Source organism: Streptomyces sp. NPDC088354 (assembly GCF_044753585.1).
Lineage (GTDB): Bacteria > Actinomycetota > Actinomycetes > Streptomycetales > Streptomycetaceae > Actinacidiphila.
Genome location: NZ_JBIVNJ010000002.1, coordinates 163459 through 190029 on the forward strand (window position 1 = coordinate 163459; position 26571 = coordinate 190029).

23 protein-coding genes and 1 riboswitch are annotated in these 26571 nt (G+C 71.9%); of the genes, 17 read left to right on the forward strand and 6 right to left on the reverse strand.

The features are described from left to right. Positions 1–51: 51 nt before the first annotated feature. The gene (locus tag ACIP98_RS04100; RefSeq protein ID WP_319657466.1) at positions 52–288 is read left to right on the forward strand and encodes a hypothetical protein; all 237 of its coding nucleotides are present in this window, start codon (positions 52–54) and stop codon (positions 286–288) included. Further along, complete coding sequence (locus ACIP98_RS04105) at positions 288–662, forward strand: fic family toxin-antitoxin system, toxin component (RefSeq protein WP_319657467.1); 375 nt, start codon at positions 288–290, stop codon at positions 660–662. The genes ACIP98_RS04100 and ACIP98_RS04105 overlap by 1 nt, the downstream gene beginning before the upstream one ends. Positions 663–712: 50 nt before the next feature. Here ACIP98_RS04105 and ACIP98_RS04110 read toward each other — a convergent pair whose 3' ends face one another. Next, entirely contained in the window at positions 713–2830 is a 2118-nt protein-coding gene (locus tag ACIP98_RS04110) for a SpoIIE family protein phosphatase (RefSeq protein WP_401973618.1), read from the reverse strand. A 213-nt stretch (positions 2831–3043) separates the two neighbouring features. Between ACIP98_RS04110 and ACIP98_RS04115 the strand changes: the two genes are divergently transcribed. The 6 genes from ACIP98_RS04115 to ACIP98_RS04140 all read left to right on the forward strand — a co-directional run bounded on the left by ACIP98_RS04115 (position 3044) and on the right by ACIP98_RS04140 (position 11961). After that, on the forward strand, positions 3044–3931 hold the full coding sequence (locus ACIP98_RS04115) for a class I SAM-dependent methyltransferase (RefSeq protein ID WP_401973620.1): 888 nt from the start codon (positions 3044–3046) through the stop codon (positions 3929–3931). Continuing rightward, on the forward strand, positions 3931–4536 hold the full coding sequence (locus ACIP98_RS04120) for a TetR/AcrR family transcriptional regulator (protein WP_401973622.1): 606 nt from the start codon (positions 3931–3933) through the stop codon (positions 4534–4536). The genes ACIP98_RS04115 and ACIP98_RS04120 overlap by 1 nt, the downstream gene beginning before the upstream one ends. 114 nt (positions 4537–4650) lie before the next feature. Beyond that, positions 4651–5757 (forward strand): PP2C family protein-serine/threonine phosphatase, encoded by a 1107-nt coding sequence (locus tag ACIP98_RS04125; protein ID WP_401973624.1) that lies wholly within the window; start codon positions 4651–4653, stop codon positions 5755–5757. A gap of 47 nt (positions 5758–5804) precedes the next feature. Continuing rightward, positions 5805–6044 carry a hypothetical protein gene (locus tag ACIP98_RS04130; RefSeq protein ID WP_401973626.1) on the forward strand — a complete coding sequence of 80 codons (240 nt, stop codon included), beginning with the start codon at positions 5805–5807 and terminating at the stop codon, positions 6042–6044. 51 nt (positions 6045–6095) lie between these two features. Then, the gene (locus ACIP98_RS04135) at positions 6096–7259 is read left to right on the forward strand and encodes an NUDIX domain-containing protein (RefSeq protein WP_401973628.1); all 1164 of its coding nucleotides are present in this window, start codon (positions 6096–6098) and stop codon (positions 7257–7259) included. Positions 7260–7842: 583 nt separating this feature from the next. Further along, on the forward strand, positions 7843–11961 hold the full coding sequence (locus ACIP98_RS04140) for a carboxypeptidase regulatory-like domain-containing protein (RefSeq protein ID WP_401973630.1): 4119 nt from the start codon (positions 7843–7845) through the stop codon (positions 11959–11961). Between the two features lie 133 nt (positions 11962–12094). On the opposite strand, the gene ACIP98_RS04145 is transcribed toward ACIP98_RS04140, so the two are convergent. The 4 genes from ACIP98_RS04145 to ACIP98_RS04160 all read right to left on the reverse strand — a co-directional run bounded on the left by ACIP98_RS04145 (position 12095) and on the right by ACIP98_RS04160 (position 15265). Then, a complete protein-coding gene (locus tag ACIP98_RS04145) occupies positions 12095–12871 on the reverse strand; it encodes an SDR family NAD(P)-dependent oxidoreductase (protein ID WP_401973632.1) in 777 nt (258 codons plus the stop codon). 131 nt (positions 12872–13002) lie between these two features. Beyond that, on the reverse strand, positions 13003–13899 hold the full coding sequence (locus ACIP98_RS04150; protein ID WP_401973634.1) for an RNA polymerase sigma-70 factor: 897 nt from the start codon (positions 13897–13899) through the stop codon (positions 13003–13005). 98 nt (positions 13900–13997) lie between these two features. Then, positions 13998–14735, reverse strand: a complete 738-nt coding sequence (locus ACIP98_RS04155; protein ID WP_319657476.1) for an NAD(P)H-binding protein — start codon at positions 14733–14735, stop codon at positions 13998–14000. Positions 14736–14890: 155 nt separating this feature from the next. Next, entirely contained in the window at positions 14891–15265 is a 375-nt protein-coding gene (locus ACIP98_RS04160; RefSeq protein ID WP_319657837.1) for a cupin domain-containing protein, read from the reverse strand. 289 nt (positions 15266–15554) lie between these two features. Here ACIP98_RS04160 and ACIP98_RS04165 point away from each other — a divergent pair, with 289 nt between their 5' ends. The 8 genes from ACIP98_RS04165 to thiE all read left to right on the forward strand — a co-directional run bounded on the left by ACIP98_RS04165 (position 15555) and on the right by thiE (position 23929). Then, positions 15555–16037, forward strand: a complete 483-nt coding sequence (locus ACIP98_RS04165; protein WP_319657477.1) for a cupin domain-containing protein — start codon at positions 15555–15557, stop codon at positions 16035–16037. Between the two features lie 97 nt (positions 16038–16134). Further along, on the forward strand, positions 16135–17379 hold the full coding sequence (locus tag ACIP98_RS04170) for an NAD(P)/FAD-dependent oxidoreductase (RefSeq protein WP_401973637.1): 1245 nt from the start codon (positions 16135–16137) through the stop codon (positions 17377–17379). Between the two features lie 112 nt (positions 17380–17491). Further along, on the forward strand, positions 17492–19192 hold the full coding sequence (locus ACIP98_RS04175) for an L-aspartate oxidase (protein ID WP_401973967.1): 1701 nt from the start codon (positions 17492–17494) through the stop codon (positions 19190–19192). Positions 19193–19298: 106 nt separating this feature from the next. Further along, a complete protein-coding gene (locus ACIP98_RS04180; protein ID WP_401973639.1) occupies positions 19299–20045 on the forward strand; it encodes an SDR family oxidoreductase in 747 nt (248 codons plus the stop codon). A gap of 196 nt (positions 20046–20241) precedes the next feature. Then, positions 20242–20787 carry a YceI family protein gene (locus ACIP98_RS04185; protein ID WP_401973969.1) on the forward strand — a complete coding sequence of 182 codons (546 nt, stop codon included), beginning with the start codon at positions 20242–20244 and terminating at the stop codon, positions 20785–20787. Between the two features lie 128 nt (positions 20788–20915). Continuing rightward, positions 20916–21010, forward strand: a riboswitch (TPP riboswitch). Continuing rightward, positions 21002–22402 (forward strand): cytosine permease, encoded by a 1401-nt coding sequence (locus ACIP98_RS04190; RefSeq protein WP_319657481.1) that lies wholly within the window; start codon positions 21002–21004, stop codon positions 22400–22402. Its footprint overlaps the riboswitch before it by 9 nt. Before the next feature lie 58 nt (positions 22403–22460). Beyond that, positions 22461–23270: a hydroxyethylthiazole kinase gene (thiM, locus tag ACIP98_RS04195; RefSeq protein WP_401973641.1), complete on the forward strand. Its 810-nt coding sequence runs from the start codon at positions 22461–22463 to the stop codon at positions 23268–23270. Continuing rightward, the gene (gene thiE / locus ACIP98_RS04200) at positions 23267–23929 is read left to right on the forward strand and encodes a thiamine phosphate synthase (RefSeq protein ID WP_319657483.1); all 663 of its coding nucleotides are present in this window, start codon (positions 23267–23269) and stop codon (positions 23927–23929) included. The genes thiM and thiE overlap by 4 nt, the downstream gene beginning before the upstream one ends. Here thiE and ACIP98_RS04205 read toward each other — a convergent pair. Continuing rightward, positions 23926–25509 carry a cytochrome b N-terminal domain-containing protein gene (locus ACIP98_RS04205; protein WP_319657484.1) on the reverse strand — a complete coding sequence of 528 codons (1584 nt, stop codon included), beginning with the start codon at positions 25507–25509 and terminating at the stop codon, positions 23926–23928. The genes thiE and ACIP98_RS04205 overlap by 4 nt on opposite strands. 249 nt (positions 25510–25758) lie before the next feature. Between ACIP98_RS04205 and ACIP98_RS04210 the strand changes: the two genes are divergently transcribed. Next, positions 25759–26535: a sigma factor gene (locus ACIP98_RS04210; RefSeq protein ID WP_319657485.1), complete on the forward strand. Its 777-nt coding sequence runs from the start codon at positions 25759–25761 to the stop codon at positions 26533–26535. Positions 26536–26571: the final 36 nt, after the last annotated feature.

Here is a 26571-nt window from a genome sequence, read left to right on the forward strand (position 1 = left end):
CGTTACGGGTAGCGGCTCGCGAGTTTTGGTAACAGCTGTTACCATCCAGGCATGGCCAAGACACAGCTCGGAGCACGCGTCGACGACGAGGTCGCGGAGATCGCCCGGAAGCGGGCCGCCGACCGCGGTCTGTCGATCGGCGACTACCTCGCCCAGCTCGTCCTGGAGGACGCCAGCGGGCTGCGGGCCCGCGCCATGGGCGCCGCGGAGCGGTTCCTCGCCGAGCACCAGGCGGCCTTCGACGAGGCCGAGCAGGGCCAGGGCGGGACAGGGGCGCACGCCGCGTAATGGATCTGCACATCGATGTCCCCTGGATCCTGCAAGTGGCCGAACTCGCCGGGGCCGGCGATCCGGCTCCCGACGACTACGGCGTCCCCGTGGCGGCCTGCGCGCGGCACCAGGCCGAGCTGATGGAGCAGCCCGTCTACGACGGCCCGTACGCGCGGGCCGGGGCGCTGGTGCACACCCTGGGCCGGTGCCGCTGGCTGGAGCGCTCCAACCTCGCCGTCGCCGCGGCCACCGGCGTGATGTACCTGGAGGCCTCGGGGATCTCCGTCAAACCCTCGCACCAGGACGCCGTCGCCCTGCGCGACCTCCTCCTCGACCCCACGTGCACCGCGGGCGGCATCGCCGCGGTCCTGCGCACCTGGCCCGCCACGTGAGCTCCGCCGGGCGGAGCGTGTGAGCCACCGGGCGCGGGTGGTTCCCCCCGCTACCCGGTGACGCGGGCAACGAGCAGCGCCATGTCGTCGGTGCCGGGGGTGGTCCGCAGGGCGTGGTCCACGAGGCCGTCGGCGAGTTCGTCCAGGCTCTGGTCGCCGGCCGGCACGAGGTGGTACGCGAGGTCGGCGATGCTGTGCCCGATGTCGAGCCGTGGGGCCTCGACCAGGCCGTCGGTGTACAGCACCAGCACCGTTCCCGCCGAGAGCGGGATCTGGATCATGGGGTAGTCACCGCCCGGGGCGACCCCGAGCAGGAGACCGGGGACCATGTGCAGCACCTCGGTGCGCCCGTCGGGATGGCGGACCAGCGGCGGGGGGTGTCCCGCGGTGGCCAGGCGCGCGCGCCGGCGGCCGAGGTCGAGGTGCGCGTACAGGCAGCTGGTGAACAGTCCCGGATTGAGATCCATCAGGAGCCGGTTGGTGCGGGTGAGGGCCTTGCTGGGGGACGCGTGGGCGGTGGCGTGGGCATGGACGGCCGTGCGGACCTGCCCCATGAGGGCGGCGGCCTGGACATTGTGCCCCTGCACGTCGCCGATGGCCACGGCGGCGCAGGTGGGGCCGCAGTGGATGAGGTCGTAGAAGTCCCCGCCGGCGTCCTGGCCGTGACCGGCGGGGAGGTAACGTGCGGCGACCTCGAGGCCGGGGACCTGGGGAAGTTCCTTGGGGAGCAGGCCGGTCTGCAGGGTGCGGGCGAGGTGGCGCGTGGCGTCGTAGAGGTGGGCGCGGTCCAGCGCTTGTCCGATCAGCCCGGCCAGTGAGGTGAGGATGGCGCGTTCCGCGAGAGGGAAGGGGCGCGGGCGGTCGTAGGACAGGGCGAGGAGCCCGACGGGCCGGCCCGAGGCGATCAGCGGGAGGAAGGCCCAGGCGTCCCGGTCGCCGTAGCGGGGGGCCTCGGGATAGGCGCGCTGGAAGTCGCTGAAACTGCTGTAGAACTTGGGGGTCGCCGTGGCCAGGGCCTGGGTGGGCGGAGTGGGGGCACTGAGCGGGACACCGTTGAACCGGGCCATGAACTCGGCCGTGTAGCCGCGGTGCGCGGCGACGCGCAGGCGGCCCTCCTCGGCCGTCAGCAGGGCCAGCCCCTGCGCCTCGAATGCGGGGAGGAGCTGGTCCGCGACCTGGTCGACGACGTCCTTGACACCGACGGCCTCGCTCAACGTCGCCGCGAGGTGCATCAGTTGGTAGAGGGTCGAGGCACCCATCGGGCCCTGGCCGCGCGCCGGTTCCACCCTGCGTTCCCCGCCTCTCGCCTCGGTGACCGGTGCGATACGGACACTGATTCCGCTGGCGGCGGGCTGCAGCTGGAAGGACAGCCGCCGGTCCGGTGGCCGGGAGGCGATGAACGCGGTCGGCTGGCGGCTGATCACGGCGGCCCGGTAGCGGTCCTCGAAGGTGGGGTCGTCGAGCCACGGCAGCCGGTCCCAGGGCCGGGTTCCGAGCAGGTCGGCGGTCCCGGCTCCCAGGAGGTCGGCGGCCGCGCTGTTGAGAAAGGTGATCCTGCCGTCCAGGTCCAGCGAGGCGCATCCGGTCGGAAGGCGCTCCGCGAAGTCGTACGCGGCCAGAGCCTCGGCCGGGTCGGGGGTGCGGGTGCGGACGGCCGGCAGCACCAGGGCCTCGGGGCCGGGCAGCAGCGGCTGACCGCGGCGGGCCGCCTCGTCCAGCAGCCGGCCGGCCCGCCGGCAGAAGGTGCTGATCGTCTCGCGTTCGCCGGGATCCAGCTGGGGCGGGTGCCAGACCGGCCACACCATGCAGACCGCGCCCCACGTCGCGTCCTCGGTCATGAGGGGCGCGGCGGCCAGGAGGATGTCGTACGGGGCCATGAGCCCGATCCGGGGGAAGCGGCGGGCCAGCTCGGTCGGGCTGTTCACCCACACCAGGTGGCGCTCGCGCACCGCCTCGGCCACCGGTACCTGATCGCCCACGCCGACCCGCACCCAGGGGGCGGCGATCCGCCGGGACGTCCCCGACATGGCCAGCAACTGCAGGACCCGCTCCCCCGGCGGCAGTACGTACAGCATGGCCACCGACACGTCGGTGTCCCGCCCCAGGCGGCCGAAGAGCCCGACGAGGGGCCCCATGCCCGTGGCGATCCGCACGTCGTCGCGGTGCACCAGGGATCACCCACCGCACCGCGCCGGAGCGGCTGCCCGGGCCTGCCACGCCTGATCGCGCCGCATGTCACCCATAAACGGACCATACGTCCGACGGGAGACAACGGCACCCACACCGGGAGCGCCGGTGGGGCCAGGGCCGGGGCGGCGATCGGCCGGAGGGACGCCGGGCGGCGATAAAAAATGGACGGCCATTCATTTATGATGACCGCCATGCAGAACGCGCCCAGCCGTACCGCGCAGCACGTCGCACTCTTCCGGGCCCTGGAATCCGTGCGCCGGGGACCGCGCCTGTTCACCGATCCCTACGCGGCGTCGTCCCTCGGCCCCGGCTACCGCCTCGCCGTCGCGCTCGCCCGGCACTCGGGGCTCACGAACGCCCTCGAGCGCCGGATAGACCGTTCCTGGCCCGCGGGTCCCCGCGCGTCGGCCGTGGTCCGCACGCGACTCATCGACGACCTGGTGCGGGACGCCCTCACCGGCGACGCCCGGCAGCTGGTGCTGCTGGGTGCGGGATACGACAGCCGGGCGTTCCGGCTGGAGGCGGCGCGGACCGCCACCGTGTTCGAGGTCGACCATCCGGCGACCCAGGCGGCCAAACGCGTGCTGGCCGCCTCGTGGAACCGCACCGGGACCGGCCGCCTCCACGACGACGTCCGCTTCGTGCCGGCCGACCTGATGCACCAGGACCTCGGCGAGGCCCTGCGCCGGGCCGGTCTGCGGAACGAGCCCACGGTGGTGGTGTGGGAGGGCGTGACGAACTACCTCGACGCCTCCTCGGTGCACACCACGCTCACCGCACTCGCCACCACGACCGCTCCCCGGAGCAGGATCGTCTTCACCTACATGGACCGGCGCGCCCTGGAGGGCACGGGCGACTTCGCAGGAGTGGAGGAGTGGGCGGCCCGCGTGCGCGCGGCGGGCGAACCCTTCACCTTCGGATTCCTCCCGGACGAGCTCCCGGACTACCTCGCGGCGCGGGGACTCGGCCTCACCCTGGACCTCTCGGCGCGCGACGCCGCCGCCCGCTACCTCGAGCCCCTGGGGCGCCGCGAGCCCGCCGCCCCCTTCTACCGGATCGCCCAGGCGGAGGTGAGGTGATGCCCAAGGTCAGCGAGGAACACCTCCGCGCGCGGCGCGCCGGCATCCTCGACGCCGCCGCCCGCTGTTTCGCCCGTGCGGGTTTCCACCGCACCACCATCCAGGACATCGCGAGGGAATCCGGTCTCAGCGCGGGCCTGATCTACCGCTACTTCGCCGACAAGGACGACATGGTCGTCGCCATCTCGGAGCAGTGGCACGAACGCCAGACCCGGCAACTGCACTTGGACGACTCCGGCGACCGCACGCCCGACGCCTTCGGCCGGGTCGCCTCCGGGTACCTGGACCTGCTGCGTTCGCTCGCCGGCCCGGCCGAACGGCAGCGCGTGCAACTCGGGGTCCAGATCTGGGCGGAGGCGCTGCGCGCCCCCGAGGTCCACGCGGTGGCTCGCAGGGGCGTCGACCTGCCCCGCGCGGCCATCACCGACCTCGTCCACGCCGCGCAGGAACGCGGAGACCTGCCACCGGCCGTGCCGGCCGACGGGCTCGCCCGGGTCTTCATCGCCATCTACCAGGGTTTGGCGCTGCAAACCGCCTGGGATCCTGAGATCGACAACGCGGCCTGCGTGGAAGCGGTCCGGGCACTCCTGGACGCGCTGAGCTGATCCGCCACCGCGCCGGACGCCACCACGCGGTCCCGGGTGCGCTTCCGGGTACGCTCCCGGCGATACCGCAGTGCGCGCCCGGGAAGCCGGTCACCGATCCCGTACGATCCGCCCATGCATGTTCTGAGACGGTTGAGGATGCATTGCGGCCTCTACGGGCGGCGCGACCCGGTGCTCCTGTCTCCCGTGCTCCTGACGTTGGTGATCGGCCTCCTGGCGGTGTTCACCCCGCAGGACGTCCCCTTCACCCGGCTGCTGCCGGCCGCGCCCGCGCTCGCCGCGTCGGTCTGGTCGGTGAGGGCGACCCTCACCCTCGGGGTCGTCTGCCTGCTCCCGGTCATCGGCTTCGCCCTCGCCTTCTCCGACATGTCCGCCCTGTACACCGCGGGCGCGATCGGTGCCGTCACGCTCGCGGCCGCCTACGCCAGCCACCTGCGCCTCCAGCGCGAACACACCCTCGCCCAGGTCCGGGCCGTCGCCGACGCCACCCAGGAGGTCCTGCTGCGGCCCGTGCCCCGCCGCATCCGGAATCTGGAGATCGCGACGCTCTACCTCGCGGCGGCACCCCAGGCCCGCGTCGGCGGGGACTTCTACGCCGCCGCGGACACCGCGCACGGGCTGCGCCTCATCCTCGGCGACGTCCGGGGAAAGGGGCTGCCCGCGGTCGGCGTCTCGGCCGCCGTCCTCGGCTCCTTCCACGAAGCCGCCTACGACGCCCCCGACCTGGGCCGGCTCGCGCGTCGACTGGACACCTCCCTCGCGCGCTACAACGTCGACGTGCCCGCCCCCGACGGCTCCGAGCGCTTCGCCACGGCCGTCATCGTCGAGATCCCGCCCACCGGCACCCAGGTCTCCGTGCTCAGCTGCGGGCACCCTCCGGCCGTGCTGGTCCACCGGAACACCACCCGGAGCATCGAGGCCGCCGCCCCGTCCCCGCCGATCAACCTCGCCGAGCTCGTCGGCTCCGAATACCACGTCCAACGGATCCCCTTCGCCCCCGGCGACCTGCTGCTCCTCTACACCGACGGTGTCACCGAGACCCGCGACGACCAAGGCGTCTTCTTCCCCCTCACCGCCTGGACCCGCGCGACCGACACCACCTCGCCCCCCGCGGTCCTCGAACTCCTCCACCAGGCCCTCCTCCGTCACAGCAACGGCCGCCTCACCGACGACATCGCCTGCGTCGCCATCCGCAACACCCCGCGGCAGGAACCCTGGTGAGACCTCCGAGCTGGTCGGCGGGACCGTCATGGGCCAGAATCAGCGCCGTGGCCGACGACATCACTCCACCCCCGCCAAAGCGGCACGCACCGCCGTCCGACTGGCCCGGACGGCTCATCGCCGCCGCCTTCGTCATCACCGGAATCTTCCGCATGTCGTCCGAGCAGCACATGACGTGGTCCGACAAGGCCCTCGTCCTCGCCGGCTGCGTCGCCCTGGGATCCGCCGGCCTCCAAGAAGTGCGACGAGCCGTCAGGCACCGGCGGACCCGCGGCCATACGACCTGAGGGTCTCTGCTCCTCACGGGCAGCCGCCCGTCGACCGATCGGAGGCAGCGCTTGGATTCCGAGCAGACCAACAACGCCGCATGGACGGCGTACGGCGACCACCACCTCCGCAGGGACACCGATGTACCCGATGTCGATCGCCTGACGTGGGGGTTCTGGCCGACCGGGCCCGGCGACGAGATCCTGGGCGATCTCAGTGGCCGCCGGGTCCTGGACCTCGGCTCGGGCATGGGCAGGTACGCGGCGTACCTCGCCCGCGAACGAGGCGCCCTGGTCGACGCCGTTGACGCATCGCCCTCACAGCACCGGCGGGCCACCGAACGGTACAGCCTCCAGCCGGGCCTGAACCTGATCCTCGCCGACGCCGTCGAACACCTGCGGCGCGCCGAGCCGTACGACGTCATCTACTCGATTCACGGGTTCGCCTTCATCGATCCCCTCCGTCTCGTACCTGCCCTCGCCGCGGCGCTCGCGCCCGGCGGCCGCCTGGCGTTCTCCGTCCTGCACACCAACTCCCAGGGCCATGGGCCCTCCACGACCGTCACCCCGCGACCCGAGATCCTGCCGCTGGCCGGCGGCGACCGCCTCACCGTCCGGATGTGGGTGCTCGACTCCGCAGCCTGGACGGCCCTGTTCGCCCAGAACGGACTTGTGGTCGAGCAGGTGCACACCCTCAGGGCCCCGGAGCAGGACAACCCGCTCACCTGCTCGCTCTTCCGGGTCCGTCACCGCGCCCGCGCGACCAGCCGGCCGCGCACCGGTCAGCCTCCGGAGCCGCACGCGGCCATCGGCGTGGGCGCGGTCCTCCACGGCCCGCGGGGCGTGCTCCTCGGCCTCCATGACAGGGGCACACGAGAACTGCCGGGCGGCAGACTCGAGCCGGGCGAGTCGCTGCAGCAGGCCGTCGTGCGGGAACTCGCCGAGGAGACCGGCTGCATCGCCCGCGAGGAGGACGTGGTCCTCATGGGAACCCTCGTGGACCGCGTCGGCAACGTGCCCAGGATGACGATCGGCGCGGTCGTCAGCGCTTGGTCGGGCGAGCCCGCGGACCAACCGGGCGAGCCAGTGAGCGACTGGCGATGGTTCCCGCTCGACCGGCTTCCCGACGGCCTCTTCGTCCCCAGCGCCCACGTACTGACCGCATGGCGTCCCGGTCTGCCGATCGAGCACCCGCCCGCCCACTACGCGCCGTTCGCGCCCAGCGGACGGCACTGACGGCCTCGGCCGCCGGCCGCGACAGAAGGTCCCCTTCGCAGCCGTGGTCACCACCGGCCGCACATGGGTGACCTGTCATCGTCACCGACCGGAATCCACCGAAAAGACAAAGGGAATACCGGTCCGGTTGCACGGAGGGTCAATCCCGAACTCCCCCACAGGGCGATTTCCCGCGTCCCGGTGAGCAGGAAAAGAAGTCCGGGACGGCAATGCCGTCGAATGCTCGCGCCCTTCCTGGAGGCGGCCGCAGGCTCGCCCTCAACACCATTGCGCCGAGCCGGACATCGGGTGATCCGCACCTCAACACCCCGCATGGTGCGGCCTGTCACGCCTGGCGCCGTTACCTCCACGTCGGCTCTCCGGATTCCGGACACATCCACGCCCGGCTCACCGCAGAGCGCAAATCGGTGGCCGCTTTGGGCGTTTACGGCGTTGACATGAACACAAGATCTCTCCGCTAATGGACTCCCGGCGACCGCGGATGATCGCCCGTTGCACCTTCATGAGTCGACGTTTCATGTGATGACTGGGGAGTCGAACGTTGCGCGCACCACACATATCCGGTCCGCCACTCCGGAGACCGGTGTCCACCGTGCTGGCGGTTCTCAGCGCGGCCGCGATGGCCGTCCTGGGTGTGCAGACGCCGTCCCAGGCCGCGGCGCCCACCGCCGCCGCCAGGACGACGCCCGCCGCCGCGGGCGGCCACGTGCCCTACGAGGCCGCCTGCGACGCCGCGAAGAAGGGCGAGGCGACCTGCTACGCCCTGCGCCGCACCGATGTCACCGCGGGCAAGGGCCTGCGGACCGCCGCGGCTCCCGGCGGGTTCGGGCCGGACGACCTGCGTGCGGCCTACAACCTCCCGGCCGGCGGCGGCGCCGGGCAGACCATCGCCATCGTCGACGCCTTCGACGACCCCACCGCCGAGGAGGACCTGGCGGTCTACCGCGAGCAGTACGGCCTGCCGGCCTGCACCACGGACAACGGCTGCTTCACGAAGGTGGACCAGCGCGGCGGCACCGACTACCCGCAGCCGGACCCGGGTTGGGCCGGGGAGATCTCCCTCGACCTCGACATGGTCTCCGCGATCGCGCCCAACGCCCGCATCCTGCTCGTCGAGGCCGACACCCCGAACTTCGACGACCTCGGCGCCTCCGTCGACCAGGCGGTCGCGATGGGTGCCAAGTTCGTCTCCAACTCCTACGGCACCGACTACCGTTTCGGCAGCGGCGAGGACCCCTCCGGAACCGTGGGACTGGACGTCCACTACAACCACCCCGGCGTCGCGATGGTCGCCTCGTCGGGTGACTTCGGGTACGGCGTGTCCTACCCCGCCGCCTCACCGTACGTGACCGCGGTGGGCGGCACCTCCCTGACCGCCGACGGCACCGCCGCCCGCGGCTGGTCCGAGACCGCCTGGGACGGCGCCGGGTCGGGCTGCTCGCTCTACGAGCCCAAGCCCGCGTTCCAGACGGACACCGGCTGCGCGAACCGCTCGGTCGCCGACGTCTCGGCCGTGGCCGACCCCGCCACCCCGGTCGCCGTGTACCAGACCTACGGCGGCGGCGGCTGGGCGCAGTTCGGCGGCACCAGCGCCGGCTCCCCCATCATCGCCGCGGTCTACGCCAGCGCCGGCGTCCCCGTCGCGGGCACCTACCCCAACTCGTACCCCTACGCCGCGGGCGGGGGCCTGTACGACGTCACCGGCGGCAGCAACGGCGCCTGCGCACCGGCCTACCTGTGCACCGGCACCGCCGGCTACGACGGTCCGACCGGTCTGGGCACCCCCAACGGCCTGCGGGCCTTCCGCACCGGCCCGCACGGGACGCTGTCCGGCACCGTCACCGACCGGGCCACCGGCAAGCCCCTCGCCGGCGCCACCGTCAGCGCGGGGACCGACAACGTCACGCACAGCGGGGCGGACGGCCGCTACTCCCTGGGCCTCCCGGTGGACACCTACGACGTCACGGTCGACGCCTACGGGTACGCCACCGGCAGCGCCAAGGACGTGGACGTCACCGAGGACGGCGCTCTCACCCGGGACTTCGCGCTGGACAGCGTCCCCAGCCAGACCGTCTCGGGCAAGGTCACCGACGGCTCCGGCCACGGCTGGCCGCTGTACGCCAGGATCACCGCCGACGGGGTCCCCGGCGGACCGGTGTGGACCGACCCCGCCACCGGCGCCTTCACCCTCTCCCTCCCCCAGGGCCGCGACTACACGCTGCACGTCGAGGCCGCACTGCCCGGCTACACGCGCGCCACCAGGTCCGTCACCGTCGCCGACGCCCCGCAGACGCTGAAGGTGCCGCTGCCGGCCGACCCGTGGAAGGCGACCGCACCCGGCTACGCCGTGCACCCGACCGGCCCCACCGAGCACTTCGCCGCCACCGACTCGGCTCCCGAGGGCTGGCGCGTCGTCAGCGCCGACGGCACCCAGGGCGGCTGGGCCTTCGACGACCCGGCCGGGCGCGGCAACCAGACCGGCGGTGACGGCGCCTTCGCCATCGCGGACAACCCCACGATCGGGGAGCCCCTCGACTCCCAGCTGATCAGCCCCGCCTTCGACCTCACCGGCGCCTCCGACCCCGAACTCGCCTTCGACGCCATGTACTTCGCGTTCGGCGACCAGGCGGTCCAGGTCGACGCCAGTTCCGACGACGGCGCCACCTGGAAGTCGCTGTGGACGGCGACGGCGGGCTTCGCGGACCACGCGAAGGTCGAGATCCCGCTCACCGGGTTCGCCGGCGAGCAGGACGTCCGGGTGCGCTTCCACTTCGTCACCGAGTTCGCCTGGTGGTGGGGCGTCGACGACGTGTTCGTCGGCAACCGCGACTACACGGCCGTCCCCGGCGGCCTGGTCACCGGCACGGTGACCGACGCCAACACCGGCCAGGGCCTGGTCGGCGCCGCCGTCACCGCCGACGACGACCCGAAGGTGGCCGCGACCACCGTGGCCACCCCCGAGGACCCCGCCCTCGGTGACGGCCTCTACCTGCTGTTCTCGCCCCACCTCGGCCAGCACGACCTGACCGCGGCCAGGCCCCGCTACACGGAGCTGACCAAGACGGTCGACGTCGGTGCCGACAGTGCCGTATCGGCCTCGTACCAGCTCAAGGCCGGCCGGCTGACCGTGACTCCGGACCCCGTGGCCGCCACCGTCGGCTGGGGCGGCTCGGCCACCCGGAACCTGACGGTCAAGAACACCGGCGGCGCGCCCACCACCGTCGCCCTGGGCGAGCGGGCGGGCGGCTTCCGGATCCAGGCCCTCGGCAGCGGCGCACCGCTGCAGACCGTCAAGGGGCACTTCTCCCCGCACGCGAGCAAGACCGGCCGGCCCGCGGTCGCGCCGAGGCCCGCCGCGGCCTCGCCGTCGGGCGCCGCCTGGCAGACCGCCCCCAGCCTCCCGGAGGCGGCACTCGGCAACGCGGTGGGCACGTATCAGGGCAAGGTCTACTCCGGCTTCGGCTTCACCGGCCTCGACGTCACCAACGCGATGTACGTCCTGGACCCGGTCGTCGGCAGCTGGACCCGGGCCGCCGACGCGGCCGACCGCCGCGAGGCCCCCTCGGCCCAGTTCGTCGACGGGAAGTTCTATGTCGTCGGCGGATGGACCCCCGACAACAAGACGGACCCCAAGCTGGAGATCTACGACCCCGTCACCGACGTCTGGACCACCGGCGCGCCGGCCCCCGTGCCCTACGCGGGCCAGGGCAACGCCGCCCTCGACGGGAAGTTCTACACGGTCGGCGGCTGCGACGACCGTTGCGGCACCGCCGAGGCGTACGCCTACGACCCCGACGCCGACAGCTGGTCGCGCATCGCCGACTACCCGGAGAAGACCTCCTGGGAGTCGTGCGCCGGTGTCAACGGCAAGCTGTACTGCGCCGGAGGCGACGCCGACTCCCTCGGGGAGAGCAAGCACGCCTACGTCTACGACCCGGTCACCAATGCCTGGACCTCGCTTCCCGACCTGCCGGTCCCGCTGTGGGGCTCGTCCTACACCGCGGCCGACGACAAGCTCGTGATCTCGAGCGGTATCACCGGCGAGGCCATCACCAACCGGGGCTTCGCCTACGACCCCGAGGCCGGCGGCTGGTCCGCGCTGCCCAACGCCGACGTCGCGACCTACCGTGGAGGCGCGGGCCTCGGAATGTACAAGGTCGGCGGCGGCAGCGAGCCCTACACCCCCACCACCGCCGTGGAGTTCCTGCCCGGGTACGACCAGGGCGGATCGACCGATGTCACCTGGCTGAGGACGAGCACCCAGCACTTCACCCTACAGCCCGGGGCGAGCACCACCGTCGCCGTCACGCTGGACGCCTCGGTGCCCGAGATCACACAACCGGGGGACTTCACCGCGCAGTTGGCGCTGGACAACGACAGCCCGTACGGGATGCGGAAGGTCGCGGTGTCCCTGCACGTCGACCCGCCGAAGACCTGGGGCAAGATCACCGGAACCGTCCGGGGCCTCCAGAGCGACGGCACGACCAAGGCGCTGGCCGGCGCCACCGTCGAGATCGACAGCTGGGCGGCGGGCTACTCGCTGCGGACGGCCGCGGACGGCACGTACTCGCTGTGGCTCGACTCCCGCAACAACCCGCTCAGTGTCATCGTCGCCAAGGACGGCTACCGGCCGGTGGCCACCACCATGAGGATCAAGAAGGGGGCCACCGTCACCGGCGACTTCACGCTCAAGAAGCAGTAGCCGCCGATCGGCGGAAGCGGCGCGGGCAAGGCGGGGCGGCCCCTCGGGGCCGGCCCGCCTTGCCCGTCCCCGGCCACGTGCGGTGGACCCGCCGCGAGGGGCGGTGCGGTGCGGGTCCCCCGGCCCGTGCCGGTCAGACGAGCTCCAGGCCTCCGTCAACCGTGATGACCTGACCGGTGAGGTGCGTCACCGCCGGATCGGCGACGCGGAGGATCCACTCCGCGATGTCCCCGGGGTCGGCGAGGCGGCCCGCCGGGATGCGGTCGCGCTCGTACGCGAGCATCGAGTTGACGGCCTCAGGGGCGAGTCCCGCGGCGACCAGGACGTCCGTCGCGGTGGGCCCGGGGGCGACGGCGTTCACCCGCACGCCGTCGGCGGCGACTTCGAGGGCCCAGCTCCGTGTCAGCTGTTCCACGGCGCTCTTGGTCGCGGCGTAGTGGGCTCCGCCCGCCAGGGGGCGGTGGCCGTAGGTGCTCGAGACGTTGACGACGGAGCCCGAGGACTCCCGCAGGTACGGGAGTGCCGCGTGGGCGAGCATGCTCGGCGCCGTCACGTTGAGCCCGAACAGCTCGGTGATCACCGAACGGTCCGTCTCCGCCAGGGGCATGACGGCCGTGGCGCCCGCGTTGTTCACGAGGACGTCGAGCCGCCCCCACCGCTCCACGGCCGCGGCGACGACCGTCTGCGCGGCGTCGTCCCCACGGATGTCGAGCGGCAGGATCGCGATACGCGAGTGCGCGCGAGCGGTCTCCTGCAGCGCCTCCTTGCGACGCCCGACGCCGAGCACCCGCGCGCCCGACGCCGCCAGGGCGACGGCCGTGGCACGGCCGATGCCCGATCCCGCCCCCGTGACGATCGCGACGCGACCGGAGAAACGCAGATCGGTGGAGCTGGTCGCAGAGTTGGTCATGGCAAGGCCCTTCATTCGATGTTCGCCGTACGTCGAACATAACAGGAGGACGCCGGGCTCACGCCGGACCCTTGCTGTGGCCCTGCACACGTGACCGCACGAATGGCGGACCGTCACCGCGAAAGCGCCGCTCAGGCCGCCAAGGCAGCCAGTTTCGACGGGTTCATCATCCACATCAGCCGGTCGATGCCGTCGGGGGCGACATGCAGGGAGAGGGCGGCGAACACGACGCCGTCGCGGGTCAGACGCACCCCGGCCCGGCCGTTGATCTCGACGGGGTCCACCGTGACGCCCGCCCAGAAGCGGTCGGCGAAGGCGTGGCAGTACTTCGCCACGCGGTGGCGGCCCACGACGGGGTACTTCGACGCCCGGACGACTCCTCCGCCGTCGGCGTACGAGATGACGTCGGCCGCGAACAACTCCTCCAGCACGGCCACGTTCCCCGACTGCGCGGCCGCGACGAACGCCGCCAGGAAGCGCCGGTGCTCGGCCGTCGCGACGCTGGCGCGTTTCTCCGCGGCGAGGTGCTTGCGCGCCCGGCTCACCAACTGCCGCACATTGGCCTGCGTCTGGTCGATGATCTCCGCGATCTGCGCGTACGGGTAGTCGAACGCCTCGCGCAGCACATACGCCGCGCGTTCCGTGGGCGTGAGCTTCTCCAGCAGCATCAGCGCCGCGATTTCCAGCGCTTCCCCGTTCACGGCGCCCAGCTCCGGATCGCTGCTGGTGTCGACCGGTTCCGGCAGCCACGGACCGACGTACGTCTCACGGCGGACCCGGGCCGACTGCAGGACGTTGATCGCGAGCCTGGTCACGGTCGTCGCGAGGAACGCCTGCGGGTTCTCCACCTTCGACCGGTCGTAGGTCTGCCAGCGGATCCAGGCCTCCTGGACCACGTCCTCCGCGTCGCCGGCACTGCCGAGGATCCGGTACGCGATGCCGAACATACAGCCGCGGGCTTCACGGAACGCGTCCTCCGCCTCCTGAAGACCTCGGGAGTCGTCCGCTGGATTGCTCTTCGACGGCATTCCTTGCCTTGCCTATCCTCGCTGCTCGGCGAGTCCGCCGCCCAAGGCGGCGGCATCTCGCCGATCCGTACGGACCGCCACCGGACCTGGCGGCCGGCTCAGGCCCGGGACAGCCAGTCGGTGTAGTGGGTGGGGGCGATGCGGGCACCGGCGGGGGCGATGATGGCGTCACCCTCGACGAGCGCGAACATGCCGGCGGTGTCATCGGTCACGACCGAGCGCCCGTCACCCTTGGCGGTGACCGTCAGCCGGCCGATCTCGTCGAGCGGGTAGACGTCCGGCCCCGCCACGTTGAGGACTCCGCCGAGCGGGCTGCCGACGGCGACGTCGGCGACGGCGCCCGCGACCTCCGCGGCGGTGATCGGCTGGATCGGCGTGCTGGGCAGCCGGACGGTGCCGCCTTCCGTCGTCCACGCCATGGTCGCCTCCATGAACTCCATGAACTGCGTGGCGCGGACGATGGAGTACGGGACCGAGCCGGCCTTGAGGATGTCCTCCTGGAGCACCTTGGCCCGGTAGTAGTCCAGGGCGGGCACCTTGTCCACGCCGACGATGGACAGGACGACGAAGTGCCCGACGCCGGCGCGCTCGCTCGCGGCGACGAGGTTGTCCATCGACTGCCGGAAGAAAGCCTCCGAGGCCTCGTCGAAGGTCGGCGAATTCGTCAGGTTGATCACGACGTCCGCGCCGGTCACGGCCTCGTCGACGCCCTTGCCGCTCAGCAGGTCCACACCCGTGGACAGCGAGTGCGGGATGGCTTCGTGACCGGCCGCGTCGAGCTTCTCGACGACCTGCGACCCGATCAGTCCGGTACCACCGACAACCGCGAGCTTCATGGCACGACCCGTCTTTCGATAACTGTGTCCGGAATGCCCTTATGGCACCGAAGTTACCCCCGGGGAAGTCGGCGCGCCTGGGCAGCATCCGTCGAACTATCAAGGACGTTACATATCCTGGATATTCGGTGTCAAGATTGCGTCGCGCGGTACGGTCACGCCCCGGCGGGGCGCGGGGCACGCAGGTGGGTCCGCTGCGCCAGCTCCTCCTGGTCGACCAGCGTGAGCATCGGCCGGCCCGGCGCGCACAGCATGGTCACGACGAAGCGCGTCCGCGCGTCCGTGAGGGCATTGCCGTCCTGGTAGTGGATGACGTCGCCGCCCGGCTCCCAGAAGGTCTCACCGGCCCTGACCACGCGTTCGGGCTCGCCTTCCAGCTCGAAACGCACCGCGCCCTCGATCACGTACCCGAAGGCCGGGCCCGTGTGGCGGTGCGGAGGCGTCCCCGGGTCCCCGGGCGGCCACTCGACGAGGATGGTCATCCCCGAGGCCCCCTCCGGGATGTGGGGCGGGGTGACGTCCTGAAGCATCGTGATCGCCGTCTGCCACGTCCCGGACTGCGCCTGCCCACCGGCGTTGCCCGCCGTGTCCTTGTCCGACATTGCGCTGCACCTCCGTAGATCGGTCCGCCTCACGCTTGCATGAGTGCTCCACAGGTACGACCGGGGACGCACCGCTCGTGTGACAGGTGCCGGGTACGGGCGCCGGCACGGCTCCGTGTCACACACGGGGGTCGTACTCGGTCTGGCATGCGGGGGCGGTCTCGCACACGTCCCCTCCACGCATCGTTGCGCCGAGCACACGTAGGGAATGGTGTACATGTCGTATCCGCAGCAGGTGTACTTCGGGCAGGGCGGCGAGGTCAGCGCGCGGTTCCGGCCGGAGAGCGCGGGACCGGACCTCGGCGAGGCCGGCAAGGACGCCTTCCACTATCTGGCGACCACCGCCACCACACGGGGCGAATTCGGCCTCTACCGGGTCGAGATGAGCCCAAGGGCGGGCGGCCCCAAGACGCATTTCCACCGGTCGATCTCGGAGTCCTTCTTCATCCTCGACGGCACCGTCCGCCTGTTCAACGGCGAGGAGTGGGTCGACGCACGCAAGGGCGACTTCCTGCACGTGCCGCAGGGCGGACTCCACGCCTACCGCAACGACTCCGACGCGCCGGCCCAGATGCTGCTGCTGTTCGCACCGGGCGCACCGCGCGAGAAGTACTTCGAGGGGCTGTCCCACCTGGCCGATGCCACGGACGAGGAGCGCGCCCGGTTCCTCGACGAGCACGACTCGTACTTCGTGGAATAGCCGGCGGATCCCGCCGGAGCCGCCGGGCGCGGTCCCCGCACGACAGCGCCCGGCGGCTCCTCGCCGGGGCCCGGATCGCCGTGTGTCCACTCCAGAAATGAGGAACATCTTGTCCCCTGAGAACACCTTCGTGATCGTCGGAGGCGGCCTGGCCGCGGGCAGGGCGGCGGAGGCGCTGCGCGAGCACGGCCACACCGGCCGGCTCGTCGTCATCGGCGACGAACCGCAGCGGCCCTACACCCGTCCGCCGCTCTCCAAGGGCTACCTGCTCGGCACGGAGGCCCGCGAGTCGCTCGAGGTGCATCCCGAGGACTGGTACGCCGAGCACGACGTCGACCTCCTGCTGGACACCAGCGTCACGGCGCTCGACTGGAGGGCCCGCGCGGTCGAGGTCGACGGTGGGCACCGGCTGTCCTACGCCAAGCTGCTCCTGGCCACCGGCTCGTCACCGCGCCGGCTGTCCGTGCCCGGTGCGGACCTGGACAACGTCCTGTACCTGCGCCGGGTGGGTGACAGCGACCGGCTCAAGGCCGCCTTCACCCCGGGCGCCAGGATCGTCGTGATCGGCGCCGGGTGGATCGGCCTGGAGACCGCGGCGGCCGCCCGGACGGCCGGGGCGCAGGTCACGGTGCTGGAGCACTCGGAGCTGCCGCTGCTGAAGGTGCTCGGACGTGAGGCGGCCGAGGTGTTCGCCGGTCTCCACATCGACCACGGCGTCGATCTGCGCCCGAACGTGCAGGTGGAGCGCATCACCGGGACGCAGGGCCGGGCGGACGGGGTCCGGCTCGCCGACGGCGGTCACGTCGCCGCGGACGCGGTGGTCGTGGGCATCGGCATCACGCCCAATGCGCACCTCGCACAGGACGCCGGCCTGGAGGTGCGCGACGGCATCGTCACCGACGCGCACCTGCGGACCTCGGTACCCGACGTGTATGCCGCGGGTGATGTCGCCAACGCCTACCACCCGTTCCTCGACCGCCACATCCGCGTCGAGCACTGGGCCAACGCACTGCACCAGCCCTACACGGCCGCGCGGGCCATGCTCGGTGCCGACGCCGTCCACGACCGGCTGCCGTACTTCTACACCGATCAGTACGACCTCGGCATGGAGTACACCGGGTACGCCGAGCCCGGCGGCTACGACCGCGTCGTCTTCCGGGGGGACGTCACCGAGCGGCGGTTCATCGCCTTCTGGACGGCCGGGAACCGCGTGCTGGCCGGCATGAGCGTCAACGTGTGGGACGTCATGGATCCCATCCGGTCCCTGATCACCTCCCGGTCGAAGGTGGACCCTGCGTTGCTGGCCGACCCCGGCGTGCCCCTGGACCAGGTCGTTTCCTGACGGCTCGTCGTCACCGGGGGTGTCACAGATGACCCGATCGCCCGGTCCTAGCTGACAACGACCCAGACAATCGGAGCAGACCGTGGCTATCACCGAACGACGTCTTTCCACCATGGTGCTGGTGATCGGTACAGGAGGAGCCGGGCTGCGCGCGGCAATCGAACTGGCCGAGGCCGGTGTCGACGTCCTCGCCGTCGGCAAGCGGCCCAAGGGGGACGCCCACACGGCACTCGCCGCGGGAGGCATCAACGCGGCCCTGGCCACGATGGACCCCGAGGACAGCTGGCAGCAGCACGCCGCCGACACCCTCAAGGAGAGCTATCTGCTCGCCGATCCCCGCACCGTGCGGACCGTCACCCAGGGTGCCGCCCTGGGCATCGACGACCTCGAGCGGTACGGCATGGCGTTCGCCAGGGAGGCGGACGGCCGGATCTCCCAACGCTTCTTCGGCGCGCACAAGTTCCGGCGCACCGCCTTCGCCGGCGACTACACCGGTCTGGAGATCCAGCGCACCCTGATCAGGCGGGCGGAGCAGCTCGACGTCCCGGTGCTCGACGGTGTCTACATCACCCGGCTCCTGGTGCACGACGGCGCCGTCTTCGGTGCGTACGGCTTCGACGTCGCGAACGGGACGCGGTACCTCATTTATGCCGACGCCGTCATCCTCGCGGCCGGCGGTCACACGCGTATCTGGCGCCGCACGTCCTCGCGGCGCGACGAGAACACCGGTGACGCGTTCCGCCTGGCCGTGGACGCCGGCGCGCGCCTGCGGGACGCCGAACTGGTGCAGTTCCACCCGTCCGGCATCATCGAGCCGGAGAACGCCGCCGGCACGCTCGTCAGCGAGGCCGCGCGCGGCGAGGGCGGCGTCCTCCGCAACGCGCTCGGCGAGCGCTTCATGACCCGCTACGACCCCGAGCGCATGGAGCTGTCCACGCGCGACCGCGTGGCGCTCGCCTCCTACACGGAGATCAAGGAAGGCCGCGGCACCCCCAAGGGAGGCGTGTGGCTCGACGTCTCGCATCTGCCGCGGCAGACGATCATGACGCGGCTCCCCCGGGTCTACCAGACCCTCATGGACCTGCAGATGCTGGACATCACCCGCGAACCGATCGAGATCGCGCCCACCGCGCACTACTCGATGGGCGGTGTCTGGGTGCGGCCCGAGGACCACAGCACGGACGTCCGCGGCCTGTACGCCATCGGCGAGGCCTCCAGCGGGCTGCACGGGGCCAATCGGCTCGGCGGCAACAGCCTCATCGAGTTGCTGGTCTTCGGCCGCCTCACGGGGCAGGCGGCCGCCGCATACTCCCGGGCGCTGACCTCGCAGCCGCGGTCGGCCTCCGCCGTGGCGCGGGCCCGCGCCGAGATCGACGACCTCCTCGCGGCGAACGGCCCCGAGAACGTCCGCGCCCTCCAGCGCGCCATCCGCAACACCATGACCGAGCACGCGGGTGTCGTCCGCGACGAACAGGGGCTGCGCACCGGGCTGGAGGAACTCTCCGCCGTCGAGAAGCGGATGGAGAACGTCGGTGTCCACCCCGACATCGCCGGCTTCCAGGACCTCGCCCACGCCTTCGACCTCAAGGGCGCGGCCCTGGCTGCGCGGGCCACGCTCGAATCGGCGCTGGAACGTCGCGAGACCCGTGGCTGCCACAACCGCAGCGACTACCCGGACCTGGACCCCGCGCTGCAGGTCAATCTCGTCTGGTCCCCGACGACGGGAATCACCCACGAGAGCATTCCGGCCATACCCGAGGCGATCGCCTCCCTGATGGAGGACGTCTCGACCGAGGGAAAGCTCGCCGAGTGACGCCCAGGCCCGGGCGCGATGCCGCGCGGGCCGCCGGGTCCTGTCACACACCGGATCGCCATCCGGTCTATCCCCGTACTGCAGAATCCCCAGAGAGGATCCCCCCATGAAGGTCGTAGTCGTCGGCGGAACCGGGCTGATCGGCTCGAAGGTCGTCCGCAATCTCAGCGACCACGGGCACGAGGCCGTCGCTGCCTCGCCCAACACGGGCGTCAACACACTGACCGGAGAGGGCGTCGCCGAGGTGCTCCAGGGCGCGCAGGTCGTGGTCGACGTCTCCAACTCACCCTCGTTCGAGGACGAGGCCGTGATGCACTTCTTCCGCACCTGCACCACCAACCTCCTGAAGGCGGCTGCGGATGCCGGAGTCAGGCATTACGTCGCGCTCTCCATCGTCGGTACCGACCGGCTCCCGGAGAACGGCTACTTCCGTGCCAAGCTGGCCCAGGAGGAGCTGATCAAGGAGTCGGGCCTGCCCTACTCCGTCGTCCACGCCACGCAGTTCTTCGAGTTCATGAACGGGATCGCGGACTCGGCGACCGACGGGGACACGGTGCGCATCGCTCCCGTCAAGTTCCAGCCCATCCACTCCGACGACGTGGCCGCCGTCGTCTCCCGCACCGCGGCCGGTACCCCCCTCGACGGCACGGTGGAGATCGCCGGCCCCGACACGTTCCGGTTCGACGAGATGGTCCGCGACGTGCTCACCGCCCAGAACGACCCGCGCACGGTCGTCGCGGACCCGCGCGCCCCGTACTTCGGGTCCGAGTTGGAGGAGAACTCGCTCGTGCCCGGTGCCGGCGCGCAGCTCGCCGGGACCCGGTTCGCCGACTGGTTCGCGCGGCAGCAGTGAGGTCCGCGGGTGGCCCCTGCCCGCCGGGGGGCAGGGGCCATCGGCATGGGGGACGTCGGTGCGTCCCGCACCCGTACGCCGCCACGGGCCGCTGCGGGCGGCACGCCGACCCGGCGGCCACGGCACGAAGGAACCGGCCGCCTGCGCCCGGGAATGTCGTGGCGACCGGCTTCGCGGGCGACGGCCCCGTGCCGCACTGACCGGCGTCTACCTCCTCGACCCCTTGAAGAGCACGATCGGCTTCTCTGTCCGGCACGCGATGCTCGCGCACGTGCGCGGAAGGTTCACCGACTTCGAGGGGCTCCTGCACCTCGACGGACGCCGTCCCACCCGGTCGAGTGCCCATCTGAGCGTCCAGACCGGCAGCCTGCGCACGGGTCTGCCCGGGCGGGACGCGCGCCTGACCGGTCCCGGCTTCCTCGACGCGGCGGCGTTCCCCCTCATGGCCTTCCGTTCCACCGGCATCGTCGCCATCGGTGAGGACCGGTTCCGCATGTCCGGCAGCCTGCGGATCAAGGACGTCGACCTGCCCCTGCGGATCGACCTCGCGACGGGCGGGGTCCGCCGGGACGCCCATGGCACGTACCGCGTGGGCTTCAAGGGCACGGCCACCCTGCGGCGTTCCGACTGGGGACTCGGCCGGAACACGGCACCCGGCGTTCGGGACGTTCTGGTCAGCGCCACCGTGAAGCTGGCGTTCGACATCTCGGCGGTGCGGCCCGGGCGGCCGGACGTCCCCTGACGGGGAGCACCGCCGCTCGCCACGCGGTGGACCTTTGACGGCATTTGACCCCGTCGCCCGCCGACCAGGTGGTGGTCATGCCCTCCCATCGACCCGCTGAGCGAAGCGCTCGGGTTAGTCTGTCCGTCGTACCGGACACGGGGTGCCCCTGCGAGGGGCTGAGATCACACCCGTCGAACCTGAACCAGTTCGTACTGGCGGAGGGATGTCTTTCATGCCTTGGACGCATGTTTCCGGCGGTCTGCCCGCCGACGGCCGGCAGACCGTCTTCGACGGGCGCATGCCTGCCGCCGCAGGCGATCTCCGCATCGAAGCGCACGGCATCCGGCCGGTCCCCGAGAGCAACCGCTACGGCGGCCCGGGGCGGCTGTTCACCGTGTGGTTCGCCCCCAACCTCACCATGACCGGCGTGTTCACCGGCACCATCGGCATCGCGCTCGGCCTGGACTTCGCCACCGCGCTCGTGGCCGTCGTGCTCGGCACCGTGGTCGGCGCGATACCCACCGCCTACCTCGGCACCTGGGGTAGCCGGACCGGCGCAGGGCAGCTGCCGCTGGCCCGGCTCGCCTTCGGCCGGGCGGTCGCGCTGCCGGGCATCCTGCAATGGCTGTCGTCGGTCGCCTGGGACGCGCTGATCGGCCTCTTCGGCGGCGACGCGCTGGCCCGGCTGTGCGGCCTGCCCTTCTGGCTCGGCGTCCTGATCATGATGCTCGCCCAGGGCGCTCTCGGCGTCCTCGGTTACGAGGCCATCCACCGGCTCCAGATCATCATGACCTTCGTGCTCGCCGCCGCGTTCGCGCTGATCGCCTGGAAGCTGCTCGACGGTGTGCACCCCGCGGCCACCGGCGCGGCCCACGGCGCCGACCGGGGCGGCGCGTTCGTCCTGACCAGCACCATCGCGCTGAGCCTGTCGCTGTCCTGGGCTCCGTACGCCAGCGACTTCAGCCGCTACCTGCCTCGGACCGCCTCGCGCTCGCGCATGTTCTGGTTCACCCTGGCCGGCTTGGTGGTGTCCTTCGCGGCCGTCCAGGCCCTCGGGCTGTGGGGCGCGTCCGTCCTGACCGACCAGACCGCCGCGGGTGTGGCGGACCTGCTGGGCGGTGGGCCGCTGGGCGCGTTCGGACTGCTCGCCGTGGCCCTGGCCGCCCTGTGCAGCAACGCCATGAACGACTACAGCGGATCCCTCGCCCTGCAGACCTCAGGTGTGCGCGTCCCGCGCCCGGTGGCGGCCGCTTTCGCCGCCGCCCTCGGCTTCCCCCTGGTGCTGTGGATGCACGCCGCCGACACCACCGCCCGCTTCCAGAACGTGCTGCTGTTCGTCGGCTACTGGATTCCCGGGTTCGTGGCGATCGTCGTCGTCGACTGGCTGGCCCGGGCGCGGGCCCGGGCAGGTGCCGAGATCGACCTCGCCGCGGAGACCGACCGGCTCCAGCCCGGCCTGCCCGCCGTCCTCGCGTTCGTCACCGCCTTCGCCGCGGCCGTACCGTTCATGGACACCAGCCTGTACGTGGGCCCGGTGGCCTCCGCCCTGCACGGCGCGGACCTCTCGTACTACGTGGCGTTCCTCGTGGCCCTCGCGGTGTATGCCCCGCTGCGGCTGCGCCGGCGCCCCTGAGCGCGGCGCACCGGCCGCAGGCACGCCCGGACACCTCCACCCCGAAGGAGCGACACCCATGCCCCCGACATCCGCCGACCACACCGCCTTCGCCGCGCAGGCGCTCGCACGCGTACGGGCGGACTCCCCGCTGGTCCAGTGCCTGACCAACGCGGTGGTCACGGGGTTCACCGCCAACGTGCTGCTGGCGCTGGGCGCCGCACCGGCCATGGTCGACATCCCGGACGAGGCCGGCCCGTTCGCCGGGATCGCCTCGGGCGTCCTGGTCAATCTCGGCACCCCGCACGCCGAGCAGCGCACCGCCATGGTCGAGGCCGCGCGGGCGGCTGTCTCCGCCGGCACCCCCTGGGTGCTCGACCCGGTGGCCGTCGGCGCGCTGCCGGTGCGCACCGCGCTGGCACGCGAACTCCTGGAACTGCGGCCGACGATCGTACGGGGCAACGCCTCGGAGATCATCGCGCTCGCGGGAGCGGGCGGCGGCGGCCGCGGAGTGGACACCTCCCACGGCGTCGAGGCCGCGGAGGAGACGGCGCACCGGCTGGCGCGGGAGACCGGCGGGGTGGTCGCCGTCTCCGGCCCCGTGGACTTCCTCACCGACGGGGAGCGCACCGCCCGCGTCGCCAACGGGGACGTCCTGCTGACCCGGGTCACGGGCGGGGGCTGCGCGCTGGGGGCCGTGATGGCCGCCTTCGCGGCGGTGGACGGGGACCGGTTCTCCTCGACGGTGGCCGCCGTCACGGTGTACACGGTCGCCGCCGAGCTGGCCGCGAAGTCGTCGTCCGGGCCCGGCAGTTTCGCCGTGGCGTTCCTGGACGCGCTCGCCGCACTGCGGGAGTCCGACATCGCCGAGCGGGCCTCCGTGTCGTGACGCGGGCACCGGTCGATCTGTCGGTCTACCTGGTCACGGACGCGGCCCAGTGCCGGGCCCGGGGCCGCGGCGTGGCCGAGACCGTCGCCGCGGCGGTGGCGGGGGGCGTCACCGCGGTGCAGATCCGTGAGAAGCACGCCGACGGCGGGGATTTCCTGCGCACGGTCACGGCGGTGGCCGCCGTCCTCCCGGAACGCGTGGCGCTGATCGTCAACGACCGGGTGGACGTGTTCCTGGCCGCACGCTCCGCCGGCGTGCGCGTGACGGGCGTCCACATCGGCCAGTCGGACCTGCCTCCGGCCACCGTCCGCGAACTGATCGGGCGGGACGCGGTACTGGGGCTGAGCGCCGCCACCCCCGGCGAACTGCGCGCCGCCGCCGAGGACCCGGCGGACGTCCACCACGTCGGCATCGGCGCGCTGCACGCGACCCGGACCAAGCACGACGCCCCGCCCTCGCTCGGCCACGACGGCTTCGCCCGTCTCGTCCGGCTCAGCACGCTGCCCGCCGTGGCCATCGGCGGCGTCACCCCGGCCGACCTGCCGCTGCTGCGGGAGGCCGGGGCAGCCGGAGCGGCCGTCGTGTCCGGCATCTGCGCCGCCGCGGACCCGTGTGCCTCGGCGCGCGAGTACGCCCTCGCGTGGGGCCCGCCCCACTAGTCCGCGATCTCCTCGTGCTCGCGGACGACGGGCTTGGGGATCTGCGTGCCCTCGCCGTACAGACCCCGGCTGAGCCTGGCCCGCAGCCGCTGCGTGCGGTCCGTCGTGTCGACGCTGATCGGCAGGTACTGCTCGTGCTCAGTCAGGGCACGAAGCCGTTCCGGGCTGAGGGCCTGGTGGACCTCGACGTACTCGCCGTTCGGCATGCGCTTGATGACGCCGGTCTCGCGGCCGTGCACCACCTTGTCGCGGTCACTGAGCTGGAGGCCGAGCGCCCAGCGCTTCGTGACCGCGAAGACGACGAGGGGCATGACGAAGAGCCCGACGCGAACGGCCCAGGTCACCGCGTTGACCGAGATGTGGAAGCGGGTGGCGATCACATCGTTGGCCGCGCCGAGCAGTGCCACGGCGTAGACGCTGATCCACGCCGCGCCCAGTGCCGTGCGCACCGGCCGGTTCCGCGGCCGGTCCAGGAGATGGTGGTCCCGGTCGTCGTCGGTGACCCAGGCCTCGATGAAGGGGTAGGCGCCCATGAGCAGGAAGAGACCGGTCCCCACCCCCAGCGGTATCAGGTTGTCGAGGGCGAGGGTGTGTCCCCACAGGACGACCTCCCAGCCGGGCATGACCCGCAGGAGCCCGTCGGCCACGCCCATGTACCAGTCGGGTTGCGATCCCGCCGTGACCTGGTCGGGGCGGTAGGGGCCGTACAGCCAGACGGGGTTGATCTGCGCGATCGAGGCGATGATGAGGATGACCCCGGTGACCAGGGAGAAGTATCCGGCCGCCCGCACGGCGTAGGACCGCAGGGGGATGCCGACGACATTCCTCTCCGTGCGCCCGGGTCCCGGGTACTGCGCGCGATTGTGACGGAACGTCAGGAACACCAGACCGGCGAACAGCGCCGTCATCAGCGCGGGGAGCACCACGACGTGGATCGTGTTGAAGCGCGAGACCAGGTCGTTCCCCGGGAACTCGCCGCCGAAGAGGAACATCGACAGGTACGTGCCGACGATCGGTACCGACAGGATGGTGCCGTTCACGACCATGAGCCCGGTCCCGGAGAGCAGGTCGTCCGGGAGGTCGTATCCCGTCAGCCCCTCGAACATGCCGAGCACCAGCAGCAGGAAGCCGAGCACCCAGCTGAGCTCCCGCGGTTTGCGGAAGGCACCGGTGAAGAACATCCGCATCATGTGGGCGAGAAGGCTGGCGACGAAGATCAGCGCCGCCCAGTGGTGGGCCTGCCGGATCAGCAGTCCGCCGCGAACGTCGAAGGATATGTGCAGGGTCGAGTCGAACGCCTCAGACACCGTCTGCCCCCGCAACGGCGCGTAGCTGCCGTGGTACTGGACCTGCTCCATCGACGGGTGGAAGTAGAACGTCAGATACACGCCCGTGAGGACGAGCACGATGAAGCTGTAGAGGGATATCTCCCCCAGCATGAAGGACCAGTGGTCCGGGAACACCTTGCGCCTGCCGTCCCGGCGCGGGCCGCTGACCCCCAGCCGCCCGCGGGCCCATGCGGCGAAGGTGTTCCCCCTGGGATCTCGTCCCGATTCGTCCGTCCGGCTGCCGCTGTCCATTTCGTACCACCATCTTCCGAGACGCTGCCTTCACCACTAGGACCGGAAAAACGGCTCAGATGTGACATCAGCAGGTGGGAGCGGGCGCGGGAGCGACGTGTCACAAGCGGGGCGCCTGCCCGGTCTCATGTTCGGAGCCGAAGAGTGCGAGCAGGTGCGCGATGCACCTGTGAGCAGACCTCCTGCACTTCGACGAGGTCGAGCCTGCGGCCGCACTGTGTGGTGCCGTTGCTCGAGGGAGGATGCGGTATGGACTACACCGGTGACGCGGTGTCGATCGCGGAGCTGCTCGACGAGCGCCGGCAGCTGCTCGACGTCGCGTACCGGATGGTGGGCGACGGCGACGAGGCGGAGGGCGTCGTCGCCGAGACCTACCGCCGGTGGTACGCGCTGTCCGACACGGCACGCGCGGACATCGCGGCCCCTCGTTCCTGGCTCGTGACGACCGCCAGAGGCATCTGCCTGGCCCGGCCGGCTTTCCCCGACCGGGACCGCGAGCGGGCCTCGGCGCCGGTCACGCACGGCGAGGTCGTCGGGACGGCGCCTGCCGCGGTCCCGCGCGCCGTGCGGCCTGCGGAGCCGGAGTACGCCGCACTCGCCGCCCGCGCGCGTCGGTGGCTTCGCGCGCGGCGTTCACGCCCGGGGATACTCGTGCGGCACGACGCGCTGGCCCGCGCCGTCCACGCGGCCTGCGCGGCGGAGGATCTCGGACGGCTGAGGTCCTTGCTGTCCCCCGATGCCACGGCGGTCTTCGACGGTGGCGGCAAGGTCCGGGCGATGATGCGCCCGGTGCGCGGAAGTGAGCAGGTCGCGCGCAGCCTGCTCGTACTCCTGGCCAGACGGCCGCACACCACGCTGCGGGCCCAGTCCGTGAACGGCCGGACCGGCCTCGTGGTGCGCTACGACCGCCAGGTCGCCGCGATCATCAGTCTCGGTGTCACGGGCGACCGGGTCGGACACCTCTGGGTGGTCCTCAATCCCGACAAGCTCCGGCTCTGGAACCGGCCGCCCGCCTCCGCACCGTGACGACCTCTGTCTGTGCGGCCGGAGCCTGAGGGAGCG